This is a genomic window from Phormidesmis sp. 146-20 (assembly GCF_052939475.1).
In genome coordinates, this window is sequence record NZ_JBJPHT010000022.1 from 1 (window position 1) to 17,795 (window position 17,795).

At 48.7% G+C, this 17,795-nt stretch carries 14 protein-coding genes and 1 pseudogene; 12 read left to right on the forward strand and 3 right to left on the reverse strand.

Annotated elements, in window-relative coordinates; genetic code table 11:
- Positions 1-203: pseudogene (locus ACKFKH_RS17835) on the forward strand (hypothetical protein); the annotation flags it as partial.
- A gap of 86 nt (positions 204-289) precedes the next feature.
- Here the strand turns inward: ACKFKH_RS17835 and ACKFKH_RS17840 are convergent.
- Both ACKFKH_RS17840 and ACKFKH_RS17845 read right to left on the reverse strand, forming a co-directional pair.
- Positions 290-694, reverse strand: coding sequence for a GFA family protein (locus ACKFKH_RS17840; protein WP_446859674.1), 405 nt, complete (start codon positions 692-694; stop codon positions 290-292).
- Positions 695-1,054: 360 nt separating this feature from the next.
- On the reverse strand, positions 1,055-2,413 hold the full coding sequence (locus ACKFKH_RS17845) for an NB-ARC domain-containing protein (protein WP_446859675.1): 1,359 nt from the start codon (positions 2,411-2,413) through the stop codon (positions 1,055-1,057).
- A gap of 735 nt (positions 2,414-3,148) precedes the next feature.
- Here ACKFKH_RS17845 and ACKFKH_RS17850 point away from each other — a divergent pair.
- The 6 genes from ACKFKH_RS17850 (at position 3,149) to ACKFKH_RS17875 (ending at position 9,944) form a co-directional block, all read left to right on the forward strand.
- Positions 3,149-4,063 (forward strand): EboA domain-containing protein, encoded by a 915-nt coding sequence (locus ACKFKH_RS17850; RefSeq protein ID WP_446859676.1) that lies wholly within the window; start codon positions 3,149-3,151, stop codon positions 4,061-4,063.
- A 7-nt stretch (positions 4,064-4,070) separates the two neighbouring features.
- Entirely contained in the window at positions 4,071-5,063 is a 993-nt protein-coding gene (locus tag ACKFKH_RS17855; RefSeq protein ID WP_446859677.1) for a TatD family hydrolase, read from the forward strand.
- Positions 5,064-5,116: 53 nt separating this feature from the next.
- The gene (eboC, locus tag ACKFKH_RS17860) at positions 5,117-6,055 is read left to right on the forward strand and encodes a UbiA-like protein EboC (RefSeq protein ID WP_446859678.1); all 939 of its coding nucleotides are present in this window, start codon (positions 5,117-5,119) and stop codon (positions 6,053-6,055) included.
- Positions 6,056-7,282 (forward strand): 3-dehydroquinate synthase, encoded by a 1,227-nt coding sequence (locus ACKFKH_RS17865; RefSeq protein WP_446859679.1) that lies wholly within the window; start codon positions 6,056-6,058, stop codon positions 7,280-7,282.
- Positions 7,283-7,290: 8 nt separating this feature from the next.
- Positions 7,291-8,520 carry a metabolite traffic protein EboE gene (gene eboE, locus ACKFKH_RS17870; protein ID WP_446859680.1) on the forward strand — a complete coding sequence of 410 codons (1,230 nt, stop codon included), beginning with the start codon at positions 7,291-7,293 and terminating at the stop codon, positions 8,518-8,520.
- 62 nt (positions 8,521-8,582) lie between these two features.
- Positions 8,583-9,944 carry an alkaline phosphatase family protein gene (locus ACKFKH_RS17875; protein ID WP_446859681.1) on the forward strand — a complete coding sequence of 454 codons (1,362 nt, stop codon included), beginning with the start codon at positions 8,583-8,585 and terminating at the stop codon, positions 9,942-9,944.
- A gap of 159 nt (positions 9,945-10,103) precedes the next feature.
- Here ACKFKH_RS17875 and ACKFKH_RS17880 read toward each other — a convergent pair whose 3' ends face one another.
- A complete protein-coding gene (locus ACKFKH_RS17880) occupies positions 10,104-13,256 on the reverse strand; it encodes an AAA family ATPase (RefSeq protein ID WP_446859682.1) in 3,153 nt (1,050 codons plus the stop codon).
- Between the two features lie 223 nt (positions 13,257-13,479).
- Between ACKFKH_RS17880 and ACKFKH_RS17885 the strand changes: the two genes are divergently transcribed.
- The 5 genes from ACKFKH_RS17885 to ACKFKH_RS17905 all read left to right on the forward strand — a co-directional run bounded on the left by ACKFKH_RS17885 (position 13,480) and on the right by ACKFKH_RS17905 (position 17,693).
- A complete protein-coding gene (locus ACKFKH_RS17885) occupies positions 13,480-13,986 on the forward strand; it encodes a cyclic nucleotide-binding domain-containing protein (protein ID WP_446859683.1) in 507 nt (168 codons plus the stop codon).
- A gap of 432 nt (positions 13,987-14,418) precedes the next feature.
- Entirely contained in the window at positions 14,419-15,111 is a 693-nt protein-coding gene (locus ACKFKH_RS17890) for a hypothetical protein (RefSeq protein ID WP_446859684.1), read from the forward strand.
- Between the two features lie 768 nt (positions 15,112-15,879).
- Positions 15,880-16,896 (forward strand): cation diffusion facilitator family transporter, encoded by a 1,017-nt coding sequence (locus ACKFKH_RS17895; RefSeq protein WP_446859685.1) that lies wholly within the window; start codon positions 15,880-15,882, stop codon positions 16,894-16,896.
- A gap of 61 nt (positions 16,897-16,957) precedes the next feature.
- Positions 16,958-17,389, forward strand: a complete 432-nt coding sequence (locus tag ACKFKH_RS17900; protein ID WP_446859686.1) for a hypothetical protein — start codon at positions 16,958-16,960, stop codon at positions 17,387-17,389.
- Between the two features lie 64 nt (positions 17,390-17,453).
- Positions 17,454-17,693 carry a hypothetical protein gene (locus tag ACKFKH_RS17905; protein WP_446859687.1) on the forward strand — a complete coding sequence of 80 codons (240 nt, stop codon included), beginning with the start codon at positions 17,454-17,456 and terminating at the stop codon, positions 17,691-17,693.
- Positions 17,694-17,795: the final 102 nt, after the last annotated feature.

Genomic DNA, 17,795 nt, shown 5'->3' on the forward strand with positions numbered 1-17,795 from the left:
TCATGGGTTCTGTGATCCGCTTAGGGTTGAGCAAATTGTTGCCCTTTGTCAGTCCCCCGATCGCGTTTTCGGTTCGCGATCCTCAATATTCGTACCGAGAGCTGTGGTTGAGCGAGCAGCGCACGTCCCGCATTCTCTCTGGAATGAGTTGGATGGGTTTCATTGGGATTTTGGGAATTGTAGTGCAGCTTCTACAGCGCTGATTTGAGACGGCTAATCGCGATCGCTTTCTACAAAGTAACTAAGATGGTGCATTATGCTGTCACACATCCTACGAGATCAGCGATCGCTATAAATGCCTTACCTCGGCTGGAAGTGCATCCCAGTTGTTGTTACGACCATCAGTGAATCGAACGAGTGCTTCAGCGAGTTCCGCTGGATCGGCATTGTCAAGGACAGACAATTGGACGGTAATGTAGTCTCCGCCAATCTGTTCAAGATGCCCGCGTGCAAATGAGCGCACGCCGCAGTGTTTGCAAAAAAGATGATGTCCAATCTTTGACCCGAACTGGTAGTTACTTAAGTCACTCTCACCGGATAGCAGTCGGAAAGCACTAGGCTTAATGAGGGCGTTCCAATTCCGCGTTTTCGTGCAAATCGAGCAGTTACATTTGTTTGTACCCAAACTCAGGTCGATGTCGGCTTCGAATCGAACCGCGCCGCAATGGCAGCTTCCGATAAAGGTTTTGATCATCACAAGCTCTCAAGAAGTTATCTCTGAAAAGTCTACAGGTTCTAACGGCGCTCTTGTGTAAAACAAGTCCGAATACCGACTCTCTCTGTAGCATCTAACGACAAGTTCAACGGCTGTAGATCAGACGAGAAGACCCTCAACTTTGGGTTCGGAATGCCATGACAAACCACTTCATTGACGCTAGTGCAAATGAAGCCTGTGAATAGGGGATAACTCGGAGGGGCATAACCCTGTTGTTACTGAAGCGCGAACATCTCTTGTTCTGACGCTACCCTTTACTCTAAAGACTGATAGATAAGTTATGGATTGCACCTTACCGATAACCTGAGCGGCATAACAGCAGGGACGTGTAGAACTGCATCATCTTTTTCCGTTTGCCTGCAATTTCAGCAAGGCATGATTTCTAAAATCAATCGTTTGGGCTTGCTCAGTCTCTTGCCAATTCTGTTCGATCGAGTGTCCACTCACATATTCCATGACGATCAGCGGCTGAAGGTATCTTGCTTCTGCCAGCACAGGCTTCGCCTTCTCGATGAGAGAGCGACGCTCCAGTGAAATTAACGCATCCTGTAGGGCAACTAGAGACACAGAGGGTAACAAATTACTTTGTAGCTGTTTTGCAGTCATAGGTTCACGATGGATTGCAAGCCAATACATCACCTGCCGTTCGAGCAAAGTCAAGCGATCGAACTGTGGTTTGAGTAATCGACTAATGTCGTTAAATAACAGCGTCTCTTGAGCGAGAAAAGCCTCAATGTCGCCCCCGAATAAGTCTTTGAGCGGCGTTGCGATCGCCTCTAGCATCAGTGGATTCCCATGATACCGCTCAATTAATTTCTGCATCGACTGTTCTAGACCCTCTAGCCCTTTCGCTGCCAAAATGGTTTGTCCTGCTTCAGCGCATAGCGGCTTTAATCGAAGTAATCGAATCGGGGCTGTAATCCCTTCATGCACGGCAATCTCGGTTGGAATTTCGCGACTGGTCAGCAGGACACAACTCTGATGCTGCACTTTTCCGAGCTGCCAAAACAACTCGCTGTACTCTTCGTACCCAGGTCGGTAAGTGCCTACGAATTCACTGCTTGCTAAGACGGTCTCAATGTTATCCAGGATCAGCAGACAGCGTGACGATCGCAGCTTTTCCAGCAAGGGTCGTAATGCTACATTAAGTCGAGTGGGTTGTTCGGGTACAAGAGTCTGGAGTAATTCGGTTAGAAAATCAGCGAGTGGTGGAGCATGACGCAGCGATCGCCACACCACAATCTCAAATTGATCGGCGAGTTGCTGTGCCAACTGCGTCACCAGCATTGTTTTGCCCATGCCGCCCATGCCTGCGATCGCAATTAATCGGCAACGTTCTTGCGTCACCCACTGTTCCAAAGTCGTGAGTTCACCCTGCCGTCCAAAAAATTGAGACACATCCACCGCTTCACCCCAATGTACTCGCCTAGCGTGTGGGATTTGTCTCTGTTGCAGAATCTGAGTCAGCGTTTCCTGCAAATTTAGCTTTGTGACTTTAGTCCCTAGCGTTTGCGAAAGTAGTTTCCATAGTTCTGCACCGACATCTTTAATATAGCTATGTTCATGATTTGATTCCCGCGCAATTTTTTGATACGACTGCTGATTCCAGGTTCTGCGGAAAATATCAATCTGTAATTCACTGAGAATTGCGGGGGATAACGCTAACTTAATCTTCTCTAAGGCTTCTTCCTGAGTCATATTACCTTCCTAGGAATAGAGCAGGGTTAAAGTACCCTATTAATCAGATGGGCGCGTTGTTAAGCAGGTTATGCAATGACTTTTGAAAAAGAATAAAAACTTTAATCTGGAGCATCAAAAAGGCTAAGAAGTCCTGCAGAATCAACGGTATAGCTCTGCACTTCGTACCCTCGAAGGAAGTATGAAAATCTGCTAACAATGTTCGTGTCTTCTTCGGACGAAGGTTCGGAAACTGTTTGGGAGCTTTATTGCTGCACTTCGTTGTTTGACAATAGACAAATTTAAGCGGCTATAGTATTGCAAGACACTAACCTCTCTTATCAAGAGAGAATTCAATCGAAGTAGCCTTCAACACTCTAATTAGGTAAGTTTCAATTACTACACCATGACTCGCTATGAATTTTGAGGCTGCATTCACAACTGAATAACGCCAAACTGAAACAATAAAGTCGGCTCATCGAATTGGGACTGAGACATTGGGACTGAGACATTGGGACTGAGACAATAACGTAAGTGCGATCGCAGATTCTTAAAGTTAAGATAAAGCACTTTTTGGGCGGTCAAGTCAGGTCAGTACGGACGTGAATTAGGCTGGAGACATAGCCTGACTGCTGATATTCAGGGCGATCAACCCCTTTATTCTCTATGAATTTTTCAACAGTTCTGTTCAAAAATTAGGGATTATTACGGTCATGCCACTAGATTAGCTGGTATCTGAATCAGTTAGGGAAACGTATGGTCGGTCTTTCTACCGAAGGTGCCAGCAAAACTCGAAATCTGCTGCATGGGTGGCTATCTCAGCGCCTAACTTCCGAAGCTTTTGAGGCGCTCAGTTCTACGATCGCACAGTCTCGCCAAAATTTTTCGGAACGCACTTTTTTGACGGCGTTTAGTACCCTTCCCCGTCGAGTTGGCAAACGGGATCTGCTGTTAAACGAGGCGGAACTGCAAACCGCAAGCTTGCTGTGTCCGGGCTGGTCTCCTGGGCAATGGAGTGTGGATCAGGCAGCCCGATCGCTGCTGTTGCTCAGTCTTCCCCAAGCAGAAGAGGGTTTGCTGAGTCCCCTATTAGAAAAGCTTTACCCCACGGCAGGCATTCCAGAAGCGGTCGCCCTTCATCAGACGTTGCCGCTGTTGCCCTATGGCGATCGCTATCAGTATTGGGCATTAGAAGGATTTCGCAGCCACATTACCGCAGTGTTTAATGCGATTGCGCTCTGGAATTCCTATCCGGCTCGACAGTTTGACGAAGCGACGTGGAATCAGTTAGTGCTGAAAGCCATCTTTGTCGGTAGTCCGCTCTATCCGATTTGGGAACTGGACGATCGAGCCAATGCTACCCTGTCGCGAATGTTGATGGACTATGTTCACGAGCGGTGGGCGGCTCATCGAAACGTGACTCCAGAATTGTGGCGGCTGGTTGTTCCCTTTGTGGATGGAACAATGGTTGCCGACTTAAAGCAGGCTCTCTGCACATCCAATCCGGTTCAACAACACGCGATCGGGTTAGCTTGCATTCAATCAGGGCACTCGATCGCGCTTGATCTACTAGCTCCCTACCCTGCACTGGAAGCGCTAGTTCGCTCAGGAACTTTGACCTGGAAAATTATCTACGAAAAGCAACTAGAACAGCAAGCCGCCCTTCGCTAATTTTTCAATGTTCACCCGTTCGTTTAACGGCTCGATCGCTTACCCTCAATCCGGTCATTCTATGTTAGATGCTTCTCAACCTGCGCGCTCTACCCCAATGTGGATTGATCCTCACATTCACATGACTGCCCGCACGACCTACGATTACCTTGTGATGAAGCAGTACGGAGTGGTCGCAGTCATCGAACCCTCGTTTTGGATGGGACAACCGCGCACCAGTGCTGGCACCTTTCAGGACTACTTCAGCAGTTTAGTGGGGTGGGAGCGCTTTCGAGCGGGACAGTTTGGCATCCGACACTATTGCACCATTTCTCTCAATCCCAAAGAAGCTAATAATCCAGCGATCGCCGATGAGGTGATGAACCTACTGCCCTTGTACCTCTGCAAAGAAGGCGTGGTTGCGATCGGGGAGATTGGCTATGACTCAATGACTGCGGCAGAAGATAAGTACTTTCGACTCCAACTAGAAATGGCGAAAGAGTTCGATAAGCTAGTTCTGATTCATACGCCTCATCGCAACAAGAAAGAAGGGACGTTGCAAAGCCTGGAAGTCTGTCTGGAGCATGGTATCAATCCACAGCGCGTCATTGTTGATCACGCTAACGAAGAGACGGTGCAAGACATTCTCGATCGCGGTTTCTGGGCAGCTTTTTCGATCTATCCACATACCAAAATGGGCAATGAGCGAATGACTGAAATTGTTCGCCAGTATGGGTCTGAAAAAATCATTGTAGACAGTGCCGCAGATTGGGGAATTAGTGATCCGTTAGCGGTGCCAAAGACGGCTCAACTGATGATCGAACGCGGAATTTCGGAAGCTCGTGTGCAGGCGGTTTGTTATGACAATGCGCTGGAAGCCTACAGTCAAAGCGGTGAGATGAGTGAAGCGGATTGGCTGAGTCCAGACCCTGTTGATCAACGACAGTTCTATGAGGACAACTCTGTGCTGCGAGGGCAAGAACCGATCGTCGAGGGAGCCGGGTCGATCGTGATTGTTTAAGTCTTTTGCGGTTTAAGTCTTTTGCACAGCATTCAATCAGAGGTGAAGTCGTGATGGCGCAAAACACAGTGAATCGAGTGGTGGCGTATCTTCAAATGATGCGTCCTGCTAATATTGTCACGGCATGGGCCGATATTTTGGCAGGCTATGCGGCAGCAGGTTTAGCGATTCTGTCGGCTGATTGGATGCTTGACCTCGCCACCCTTCAGCCTTTACTTTGGCTGCTACTAGCAACGACGGGATTGTATGGCGGTGGCGTTGTCTTTAACGATGTGTTTGATGCCAAATTGGATGCGGTAGAGCGCCCCGAACGTCCGATTCCCAGTGGTCGCAGTTCGGTGCAGGAGGGTATTGCGTTGGGTGTTGGTTTGTTGGCGATCGGCATCATTGCAGCGGCCCAGGTGTCAGCGTTGAGTGCAGGGATTGCGGGTGCGATCGCATTGGCGGCGTTACTCTACGACTCTGTGAGCAAACATTCCGCCTGGATGGGGTCGCTCAACATGGGATTGTGTCGCGGGGGCAATTTGCTGTTGGGTATCAGTGCAATGCCGACCATTTTACAAGAACGCTGGTTGTTGGCGATCGTTCCCGTTCTATACATTGCGGCGATTACGCTCATTAGTCGCGGTGAAGTTAATGGTGGCAATCGTACCGCTGGAAGTGTTTCTCTGGGTCTTCTAACCCTCGTGGGCGGTGGATTAGTTGGGTTAAATCTGGTGCCCAATTCTGTATTGCAAGGCCATACAGCTCACTTGTGGTCAATGTTGCCGTTCGCCGGATTTTGGGGTGCTTCAGTAGTTCCAGCATTTGTGAAAGCGGCTCGTAATCCTAGTTCAGACTTGATTCGGATTGCAGTGCGATCGGGCGTGATTTCTCTGATTGCCCTGGATAGTGCGATCGCTGCCAGTTTTAGCCACTGGATCTATGGATTTGCCATTTTGAGTCTACTTCCCATTTCTCGATTATTAGCCAAACAGTTCGCGGTGACCTAAATGAATCTCAGCCTGATTAATCCACCCCAATCTTTAGACGCTACTTTGCAGCCGCTACAACAATCTGTGACGGTGCAATTCAACTATGCGGTTCACTTTACGAGTGGGCTTTTTCGGTTACAAAATCCTCTATTTGCTGATGTGTTGCAGAGTGAAAAGCTTGATCACCCTGCGGCGACGATCGTCATTGTCGATAGTGGACTCCTCCCTTCACATCCCTATCTACTAGAACAGATCGTGGCGTATACCGATCGCTACCAGAACCAAGTTAGTCTCAAAGCTAACCCATTGGTGGTAGTTGGGGGAGAAGCGTCTAAGAATGATCCAGCATTAGTCGAACAGATTCAGCAATTGATCAGTGAGGTTGGGCTGTGTCGGCATTCTTATGTAGTGGCGATCGGCGGCGGTGCTGTTCTCGACCTAGTAGGATATGCAGCGGCAACTGCCCATCGCGGTGTGCGCCTGGTGCGGGTGCCAACCACGGTACTGGCTCAAGATGACTCTGGAGTTGGAGTCAAAAACAGCGTGAATGCCTTTGGCAAAAAGAACTTTCTTGGCACCTTCACACCACCTTATGCAGTGATTAACGACTCCGACTTTCTCCTGGCGTTGAGTCAGCGAGACTGGATCTCTGGGATTGTTGAAGCCGTTAAAGTTGCACTCATCAGAGATGTCCAATTTTTTAGATTCATTGAATCGAATGCTCGTGCGCTGGTTAACCGTGATCTGTCTGTAATGCAGCAAGTTATCTATCGATCGTGTCAGCATCACCTACAACACATCGGCGGCTATGGTGATCCGTTTGAGATGGGTTCCTCGCGTCCCCTTGACTTTGGGCATTGGGCAGCGCATCGACTGGAGTACTTGACGCACTATCGCCTGCGGCATGGAGAAGCCGTTGCGATCGGGATTGCGCTCGATAGTACCTATGCCTACTTTGCCGGACTGCTGCCAGCCACCGATTGGACACGAATTCTCAACACGCTGCTGTCGCTAGGATTTGACCTATCTGTTCCCGAACTGGGCGCATTCTCAAACGAGCCAGAACATCCCCAGTCTGTGTTTCGAGGGTTAACTGAATTTCGAGAACATCTGGGTGGAGAGTTGACATTGATGCTACTAACTAGCCTTGGGTCTGGTGTAGAAGTCCATCAAGTCGAGGTATCCGTCTACCAGCAAGCGATCGCTTATCTGACAACATTGAGTGAGAAGCAAGTCAGCCAATAGGAAAATTTATGCTAGTTGATCAGCAGTTCCATCTTACTTACTGTACCAACATTCATCCTGGTGAAACCTGGGCAGAAGTTTGGGCTAATCTTCAGGACTACTTGCCTCGACTCAAACAAGCGATCGCTCCAGATCAGCCGTTTGGTGTTGGTTTACGGTTGGCAGATGTCGCGAGTCGAGAATTGTTGCAGGGCGATCGCTTGTCCCAATTCAAGTCCTGGTTGGCAGCAGAAGATCTTTATGTCTTCACGCTAAATGGCTTTCCCTATGGCAGTTTCCATCATCAGGTCGTCAAAGATCAGGTCTATGCGCCTGACTGGACGGTGAGCGATCGACTAGAGTACACCCAGCGGCTAGTGCAGATTCTCGCGGAGTTGTTGCCACCTGGAATAGAAGGCAGCATTTCTACTTTGCCTCTCTCTTACAAACCCTGGTTCCTGGACAAGCCAGAGCAGAAGGAGCAGGCGTTTCGGTCAAGTACAATAGCGCTTTCGCGGCTAGTCGTTGATCTGTTCAAACTCTATGCTGAGACGGGTAAGCTAATTCATCTCGGACTAGAACCAGAGCCAGATGGACTATTGGAAAACACCCAAGAAGTGATTGATTTCTTTGATCGCTGGCTGCGTCCCCTCGGTAGTGCTGCCCTAAAGCAACAGTTGGGAATTGCCCGCGATGAAGCCGTTGAGCATCTTTGCAACCACATTCGGGTTTGCTATGACACCTGCCATTTTGCCGTGGAATATGAGGAACCTGCGATCGCTCTGTGTCAACTACAAACCGCTGGAATTAAAATCAGCAAAGTTCAACTGAGTTCAGCCGTGAGAATTCCCATTCCCGTTGAACTAACAGAACGTCAAGCGATCGCCCTACGGCTCTCCTCGTTTGTCGAATCAACCTACCTACATCAGGTGATTGCCCGCCAGCAGGATGGCACCCTCAAACAGTATCGCGACCTGGAGCAAGCCTTCCCGGACTTCCTGACCACCACTGCAACCGAATGGCGTACTCATTTCCATGTCCCAATCTTTCTGCAAGACTATCCACTATTGCGATCGACCCAACCCCACCTCACCGAAACATTAAACTATCTGCAAACCTCTCCCATCTGTTCACATCTCGAAATCGAAACCTACACCTGGGACGTGTTGCCCGCGGACATCAAGCTTGATCTATCTGTCTCGATCCAACGAGAATACAACTGGGTTTTACAGCAACTAAAGACTGCGATCGCCGCCTAGTAAAGTTCACTAGAAGTACATTAACCCTTTCCTCCCTCCTCCCTCCTCCCTCCTCCTCCCTCATGAAAAGAACCGCCGTCCTGAATGTCGTTGGACTAACTCCAACCTGCCTGGGTGCCAACATGCCGAAATTAACAGCCTGGGCAGACCGGGGACAGCGATCGTCCATCACGCCGATTTTGCCTGCTGTAACCTGTAGTGTTCAGGCGACTTATCTCACAGGCAAGCATCCCAGCGAACATGGCATCGTGGCAAATGGCTGGTACTTTCGAGACGAGTGTGAGGTCAAGTTTTGGCGGCAGTCTAATCAACTGGTGCAGGCTCCCAAAGTCTGGGACATGGCTAGAGAACTCGATCCGACTTTCACCTGCGCTAATTTGTTCTGGTGGTACAACATGTACTCCTCGGTTGATTATGCAGTCACGCCGCGCCCTATGTATCCCGCTGATGGACGCAAACTGCCTGACATTCACACTCATCCAGCCGCGCTTCGCCCCAAACTTCAGACTGAACTCGGACAATTTCCCTTGTTCAAATTTTGGGGCCCGGCGACCACGATCGACTCCTCCCAGTGGATTGCAAATTCAGCAAAATGGATTGAGACAAACTTTAGTCCCACACTTTCGCTCGTCTATCTGCCTCATCTGGATTACTGCGCTCAAAAAATGGGATCGAGTCCAGCCCAAGATCTGCAAGAAATCGATGCCGTTGTGGGTGATTTGATTGAATTTTACGAGGCACGAGACATCCAGCCGATCGTTCTCTCTGAGTATGGCATTACGCCCGTGTCTCAACCCGTACACCTCAATCGAGTGTTGCGATCGGCAGGACTGCTGCAAATTCGAGAAGAGTTGGGTCTAGAACTCCTCGATGCGGGTGCTAGTCAAGCGTTTGCGGTTGCAGATCATCAAATAGCTCATGTGTATGTCAACAATCCAGCAGTGCTATCTCAGGTCAAGACGCTACTAGAGCAAACACCCGGAGTCGAACGAGTCTTGGATGAAGCAGGCAAACGAGACGATCACCTTGACCATGCGCGATCGGGCGAGTTAGTGGTCATTGCGAAACCAGAGGCATGGTTTACCTATTACTATTGGCTGGACGACCATAAAGCGCCTGACTTTGCTCGCACCGTGGATATTCATCGCAAACCAGGCTATGACCCGGTAGAACTATTCATTGACCCACAGATTCGGTTCCCAAAACTCAAGGTTGCCAAAACGTTATTCCAGCGCAAATTGGGGATGCGATCGTTGATGGATCTGACACCGCTAGAGGCAGAATTAGTGCGCGGATCGCATGGGCATTTACCGAATTCTGTCAGCGATCGCCCCCTGGTGATGACACAAAGTAACCTACTACAAGACTCTTCAATATCATCTCTTGAGATTTGTGCCCTTATCTTAAACCACTTATTAGCTTGACTTGAAACACAACGCTTTCAGGAGAGCCGTTTCAACCGAATTCTCACCACTCAAATAGGATTGCTATATCAATGAGAACATAATGAGAACATAATGAGAACATAGAAAAAGATCCTAAATGAGTTCTATAGCGTGTCCATAGCTCTATTGTATTTCTATTTAAACGCACAACATAATTTGAGAGCCTTCTTGAGTTTTGGTGACTTCAATTCGAGCTTGAAAGGCTTCTTTGAAATAAGGCATGTGAGTCACGGTGAGAATGCAGGCAAAATCGGGCGCGATCGCATTAATGGCCGCCACCAAGCGATCGCAACCTTCCTGATCCTGAGTGCCAAACCCCTCATCTACAATTAGCATTTGTAACGCGGTGCCCGATCGCTGAGACAACAATCTCGCCAACGCCAATCGGATTGCAAAATTCACACGAAACGCTTCGCCACCGGAATACGTTTCATAAGCACGAGTCCCACGGGTATCGGCGATCAGAATATCTAGCGTCTCAGAGAGTTTTGAAGGTTGAGACTTGGTGGAATTGCGCCCGCGCTGAGTGACAAATTGGACATGAAGCTGATTGGCACTCAACCGAGAGAGAATTTGATTCGTCGTCGCTTCAAGCTGCGGCAGCACGTTCTCGATCATGAGTGCTTGAATTCCATTTTTGCCGAATGCTTGAGCTAACTCTTGATACACTCGCGTTTGTTGTCTGGAGATTTGTAATTGAGATTTGAGTTCTAAATTCTGTGTACTCAGTTGTTCTTGCTGCTGTTGTTGTTGTTGGAGACGACCCAATCGAGACAACTGACCATCCAGTTCTTGACGCTGTTGTAAAAGATGTTGTTCTAGCGTTTGGATTTGGATTGCACAGTCGGGCATCTGTTCTAGACAGTGAATCAATTCTCGCATTTGTTGACTGACGATTTGTAGCTCATTCAGCCGAGCCTGAAGGGTTTGATCTAGCTCATGGAGCCGTCGATCGACTTGAGGAAATTGCTGCTGTGCCTGACAGAGTTCTTGATAGCGGAGTTGCCAGGGTTGTGCCTGACGCAAGGCTTGACGCAAAGCATCGTGCTGTTCTAAGTGATAGCCGATCGCGGCAATCTGACGATCGTACTCGCTCAGTCCAAAAGCTGTCTCTTGATTGATCCGCTCCATCTGTTGCTCAAGGTCTGCAAGCTGTGATTTGAGTTCGGGTTGACGCGCCTCGATTTGAGCCTGTCGCCGCTTTGCCTGCTTGACTTCTGCCTGTTTGATTTCTGCCCAACGCCAGCGATCGATGGCTCCCCGCGCCAGGGCGTGATCTTTTTCGTCATAGTTGATTTGTTGAAGACTGCGATCGAGTAGCTGCAATTCTTCTTGAAACTCGGTGGCATAGTCACCTAATTTAAGTTTCGCTTCAAGCTGTGCGGCCTCAGCGTTGAGTTGTTCCCAACTTTTTTGCACATCGGCCGTCACTTGAAGCTGTTCCTGTAGCTGTCCACGTCGTTCTAAAATAGTGCCGTACTGCGTCAGCTTCTCTTCTAGCTCGCGATACTCTCCCCGCAAAACCTGAATCTCTCGCTCAGAGACGGCCAGTTGCTCTCGAATCACCCAAATTTGATCGAGAACTTCTTGCTGTTGCTGCTGATGTTTTTCTAAAACGAGATTCCAGTGATGCTCATCCAGGGGACGATCGCACAGCGGACAAGGGGGATAGGACTCTTGAATCTTAGGTCTGTTTTGAAGGGTGACTGAACTTTTTTCTAAGCCAGCCTTCTGATCTTCTCGAAGATTCAAGGCTGAAAACTCATAGCTCTCTCCGCCACACACGCCTTGCCTCAACATGCGAATCTTTTGATCGAGTTCGGCAAGTTGAGCTTCGTGATCGCGCTGGTGGGCCTGCAACCGTTCCATAAAGCTGCGTCGCTCTAATCCTTTCTCACGGACTTGTTCTTGATAAAGTCTGATTTTTTGCAGTTCTTCAATGCGAGTGGCGATCTCGACGGCCGCTTTCTGAAGTTTAGGCTGACGTTGTTGCTGAGTTTGGAGTTGATAGGCTGAAGAACGAACTTCATCCAAACGGGCACTCAAGCGAGTGGAAGCACGATCGACCTGACTTTGTAGCTGTTGTCTTCGCTGAATTAGAGGTGCTGCTTGCAGTTGCAGTTGATCTAATTGACTGAGATAAAGTCTTGCCTGGCGCAACTGTTCCATTCCCGCTTCGATATCGGCCGCCTTGCTCAACGTCCGCTGAATTTCTTGCGTTTGTTGAATGAGAGCAGCGTCTTGAGCCTGGATTTGCTGTTGACGATTGTGTAATTCGCTGAGTTTTTCAGTTTGCTGCTGCTGATATTTTTGGCGTTTGGCTTGAGCAATTTGATGAGACTGAAACTTGGCAGCTAGAATTTCCTCTTGCGATTGCAGCATTTGCCATTGCTGATACCCCAAAACAATCTGATTTTGTTGACCAAGAAGTGTCTCCAGCGTTTTTTTCTGGTGATCAGTCTGAGAAAATTCCTGTTGCAGACGTTGACAATCTTGGCTGAGATTGCGTTGTTGCTGTTGTTGCCAGGTTAGTTGTTGCTGCCAGGTTTGGCGTTGTTGTTGTCTTGCTTTTAGCGTTTGCAATTGGGCTGTTTTAGCAATCTGCTGCTGTTGCCTGTGAGCTAGATTGAGTTCTAACTCGGCGCATTCTTGAGCGATCGTTTCTCGTCGTTGTAGCTGTGATTCATTGGTTGCCAGATTTCTCTCTAGCAGTTCCATTTGTCCTTTGAACTGGCGCGATTTATCTTTGGCTTGCTCTGCCAACTGATCGTATCGCTGTAGCTTGAGCAAGTCAGCGAGAATCTGCTTGCGCTCTGCCGGACGACGCAACATAAACTCATCGGCGCGTCCCTGTCTTAAATAAGCAGAGTTGACAAAGGTTTCATAATCAAGCTTCAAATGCTCCAAAATTAGCTGCTGAGTGGCGCGGATGCCTTTTTCGGTGAGCGATCGAAAGCGCGTTTGTTCCAATTCTGACCGATTTTCTCCTTGAGCAATTTGAAACTCCAACACGACACCCTGTCCCCGTTGGCGCGTCCGAATCACTCGATAAGTCTGCTGGTGAATGCTAAAAATAAAATCAACTTGCGCTTCCTTAGTGCCGATATGAATCACATCATCTTCGAGCGCAACGCGACTTTCCCCCCAAATCACCCAAGAAATGGCTTCTAACAATGACGACTTGCCCGCCCCATTTGACCCACAAACGCAAGCCGTGTGCAGCCCTCTAAAATCAAGCGTGGCCGCACGATAGCTCAAAAAATTCTTGAGAGTTAGCTGTTGAGGAATCATGACAATGCGATCGCGGGCAGCCGTTAAATCTGTTGCTCAAATCAACACGTCAGCCATAAGGCGGAGCGTAATTCAGTACAAATGCACGAAAGTACAGTCGCACTGTATTGTAGTCTAATCGCTAGAAGGGCTAATCTGTAAAGGATTTTCGATCAAACATGGGCTAACTGCCAAACTTCAGGGTGATTTGGGGCTTGATGCACACTCGCACTTACCAAAAATCATGAAAAAAGTCTTATTCATCCTGAGTGAGTTGATTGATGCTGATATTGATTGGATTGTGTCGATCGGAACCCGCCAATCCATTTCTCCCAAAACGGTTTTGATCCAGGAAGGGCAGCCTGTCAACACGCTCTACATTTTGCTAGAAGGCGAGTTATCGGTCTCAACGGGGGCGCTCGGAGGCCGCGAAATTGCCCGTCTCGGTCAGGGCGAAATCGTCGGTGAAATGTCGTTTGTCGATTCTCGTCCGCCGTCTGCCACGGTGAGAGCCGCCCAAGCTTCACAAGTCTTTGCAATTCCTCAAGTTGATCTCGCTGAGAAACTCAATCTCGATGTCGGGTTTGCTTCTCGGTTTTATCGGGCGATGGCCATGTTTTTGTCTAATCGGTTGCGATCGACGGTCGGCCAATTAGGAGATGTTGGAGAATCTGCATCCGAAGTCAGCGAGATTAACCAAACAGCCCAGGCTCGATTAGCGATGCTGCTCAAACGCCTGCGAGAAAAGTGACGAAAAGCAGCCGTTTCTAGCTGAATAGATGCTCTCAAGTAATTAAAACCGCAGTGATTCAAACAAACTGTGGACTCATTCAACAGACTGTCTTTTTAGCGTTAATGCAATGATTTTTTTCGCTTCGGTGTTCAGCGCCTCTGCCCCCAATCCCTCATTCTGACGGACTTTAAAGCAATTCCGGTTTCAAAGTCCCTGACTCGTGAGGGATTTAGGAGGCTGCCCGGATTAATCACCGTAGCAAAAGATTTCATCGAATCTATGTCTTTTTCCATGTCTTTTTCCATGTCTTTTGAGGAGGATCACCTTAGAGAGATAGCTTACGATCGCTCACTCAGTCCAAAGGTAGGTTTTGTGAGTTCAGGAACCTTGTTAAAAATTCTCTAGTCAATAAAGACATCGCTACTAGAACACGACCTGAAGGACAGACCCATGTTGAACTTAAAGAAATTTCAAGCAAGTACCGCGCTCGCACTGACTTTGGGCGTGACTTCGACGAGCATCGCCCCCATGATCATGATGGGAGACGCTAACGCCAATCAAGCACCCCAAAAAGTTGCACAACTCTTCCCGTCTCAGCGCACTTCACCCAGCTATGGTGTGAGAATCCCTGCGGGTGCCAGCTTCCCCGTAGTCTATGACAAAGCCGAAAGAATTGTAATCGCGCCAGCCGAAACAGTGCCCATGACGCTGACGATCGCCCGCAACATTCGATCGTCTTCTGGAACGCTACTCATCCCCGCTGGAAGCCAGGTTGAAGGTGAATTTCGACCCGCAGACAACAACAACTCCCAATTTGTCGCCAGAACGCTAATTTTGACCGATGGCACACGCTTGCCGATCGATGCTCGTTCTGATGTTCTCAGCCGCAAAGAAAACATTCGCCAGGGTGTCGATACCGGAGCGATTTTGAAGGGAGCGGCGATCGGGTCAGGTGCGGCAGCAATCATCTCAGGAGTGACGGGTAAAAAACGCATCACGCTGGGTAGAGTTTTAATTGGGACGGGGGCCGGTGCCCTGGGCGGACTGCTACTCGGACGCAAAAACAATGAAGTCGTCGTCGTCGAGCCTCGCACCGATAATCTCTCTCTAACACTCAATTCTTCACTGGCGTTGAATCGCTAGGACTATTGAATTTTAGGCGTTGCTGAATCAGGGGATGAATTGCCCCAAAGCGGCGGGAAACCCAAGGTTCAAAGTCCCCCATTTTTGGGAGATTTAGGGGGCGAAAAGATGGACACTTCTCACAGAGTCATCCCTCCAATCAGCAACGCCGAATTTTAGATGCTGGAGGTTAGACTGCCGACATTGGACTGAAGACCGAAGATAAAAACTTCAAAGCTAAAAGTCTAACGTTCAAAGTTTGGAGTCCAAAATCTTTTACGATCGTGGCCGATTCCAGTTGGGATTTGCCACGATTTTTAGTAGTGACATTCATCCTCTAGCATAAGTTTTAATCTTCTAACACAAGTTAGACTTTGAACGAGAAGTCTGGTTTTAAAGTCTCCCAGAATTGGCCGCTTGAGAGGCAGAAGACTTGAACACCGCCGAACGTTTCTTGGCTACAGTGCTCAGAGTCCAAATTTTTCTTTTGCGATCGTGGCCGATTCCAGTTGGGATTTGTCACGATTTTCAATAGCAATCATTCATCCTTTACTCAACGTTAACGTTCGCTTACTGACTCATTAATTACAAAGCTGATAACCTGTTCACAGATTCATTAAAAAACAACTTTTCTCAAGGCTTCCACCTATAGAGTTTTGAATCGCCTGGGCGTTCACATTCATGATGCAAATTTTTTTAAGTCATGTATGAAAACAATCCAGTAAGCTGATTTCAAACTTTTTTAATTCCGTTCATTGTTAATCCTTCCCTTGTACTCAATTAATCTGAATGACGATCGCCCTTAAGCCACAGTCTACCAACCTTCCTAAATTGCGTCCTTGCTTCTGTGGTCTACTGCATTCAAACGATTCATCTGGTCAAAAGATGCAGGTGATTTCAATTGCGTTAGTCCTTTTAGCCAGCCTGTTTGCAACTGAATTAGCGATCGGCACCTGGAGCCATAGCCTCTCTTTACTGGCTGATGCGGGGCACCTTTTAGCCGATGTAACCGCCCTGAGCATGACTCTGGGAGCCGTCTGGTTAGCACAGCGTCCTGCGAGCGATCGCGCCACTTTTGGACACCAACGAGTTGAGATTCTCGCCGCCTTACTCAATGGCTTGGGACTGCTGGCGATCGCTGCCTTTGTCACCTGGGAAAGTTGGGAACGATTTAACTTACCGCAGACCGTTTTGGGCTTGCCGATGCTGCTGGGAGCCGGGATTGGGTTACTGGTCAACAGCTTGAATATTCTTTTGCTCTATCAGCGCAGTCAAGATGATCTCAATCTCAAAGCCGCTTTTTTGCATGTGGTGGCGGATGCGGCTAGTTCGGTGGGCGTGATTGTGGCGAGTTTGACGATCTACTTCTGGCATTGGATGTGGATGGACACGACGGCTAGTTTGATGGTCGCTGCTCTGACGAGTTTGAGTGCCTTACCGTTGATTAAGCAAAGTCTGGAAATTCTTCTAGAATACGCGCCCGCGTCGATCGATCCCACCGAAATCGAAGCCACTTTGCTGACCTTTGAATCCGTCCAACAAGTCGAAGCGCTGCGGATCTGGAGCATTACGGCCGATCAGGTGGCGCTGGTGGCTCAGATTCGAGTTGAGAAAGCCTTGGAGAGTGGAGAACGCGATCGCTTACTACAAAAGATACAAACTCACCTCCAAAAAACCTATCAAATTCAGGAGACCATTCTCCAACTTAAGGGAGATGAAACACAAGCTGAAACGGGCTTCCATCCATTGCTTCATCAAAGCTTAACAGAGCATGTCTTCAGGAAAACACGGAGTTCATCAAGTTAGAGATTACTCTATTGACAGAACCTCTGAAACCCTGCTCATCTATTCATCCCAAAGACAAATTATGGGTTTACGTCTGCAAAATTGGGTGATTTCAGCCCTCTTGATTGGGTCACTGGCGGCTCCCGCTCGTGCCGAAAGCCGTCAAATTGAACGCTTACTCAACGCGGAAAGCGGCGATTTTGCAACCTTGATGAAGCAGGCAGACACGATCGCCACCGACCTGATCAATCAAAGCTTTGCCGATCCGACAACGACCAAAGTCTCGCTCAAAGTCCTGGGAGAACGGGAAGGTCAGATCGCCCCGCTGCTGTCTGTCAGCGTCTCTCGGCAGGATTGGCAAACCCGTTCAAGCGTTCAGCAATGGGCGCGTTATTTTGGAGGATCTACCACATTACTCGGCTTTGATCGATCGCCCGATACCACTCAAGTCGCTGCGTTTACGCCCCCGGTTCCGGTATCAGAAAACGAGCCAAACTTTTACGACAATCGATGAGCCGTTCTTTCTAGTTTCTGTTTAGCGTTCGTTTTAGTGTTTACCTTAAATTCAGGATCTTTGCATGATGCGTTTACCGTTCCATAAATCTGTGCGTTGGCTGACTCTCTTTCTGGCGGGTTTTTGCGTAGCACTCATCACAGCCGTGTGGTCTTTGCCTCAAGTCGCAACGGCGACCTCTTCGATTTACCCGCAAGGGGTTGAGCCTTCCGTCCACACTGCACAGCCCCAATTTTCTGCCCCAGTCAACCAGTTTGCTCAAGAAGTCATTGACAGCCATCGGGCCCCTAACTTCTATCAGTAGAAGACAGGCGTAGTAAAAAATCTGGCGTTGCTGAATCAGGGGATGAATTGCCCCAAGCGGCGGGAACCCCAAGGTTCAAAGTCCCTCACTCGTGGGGGATTT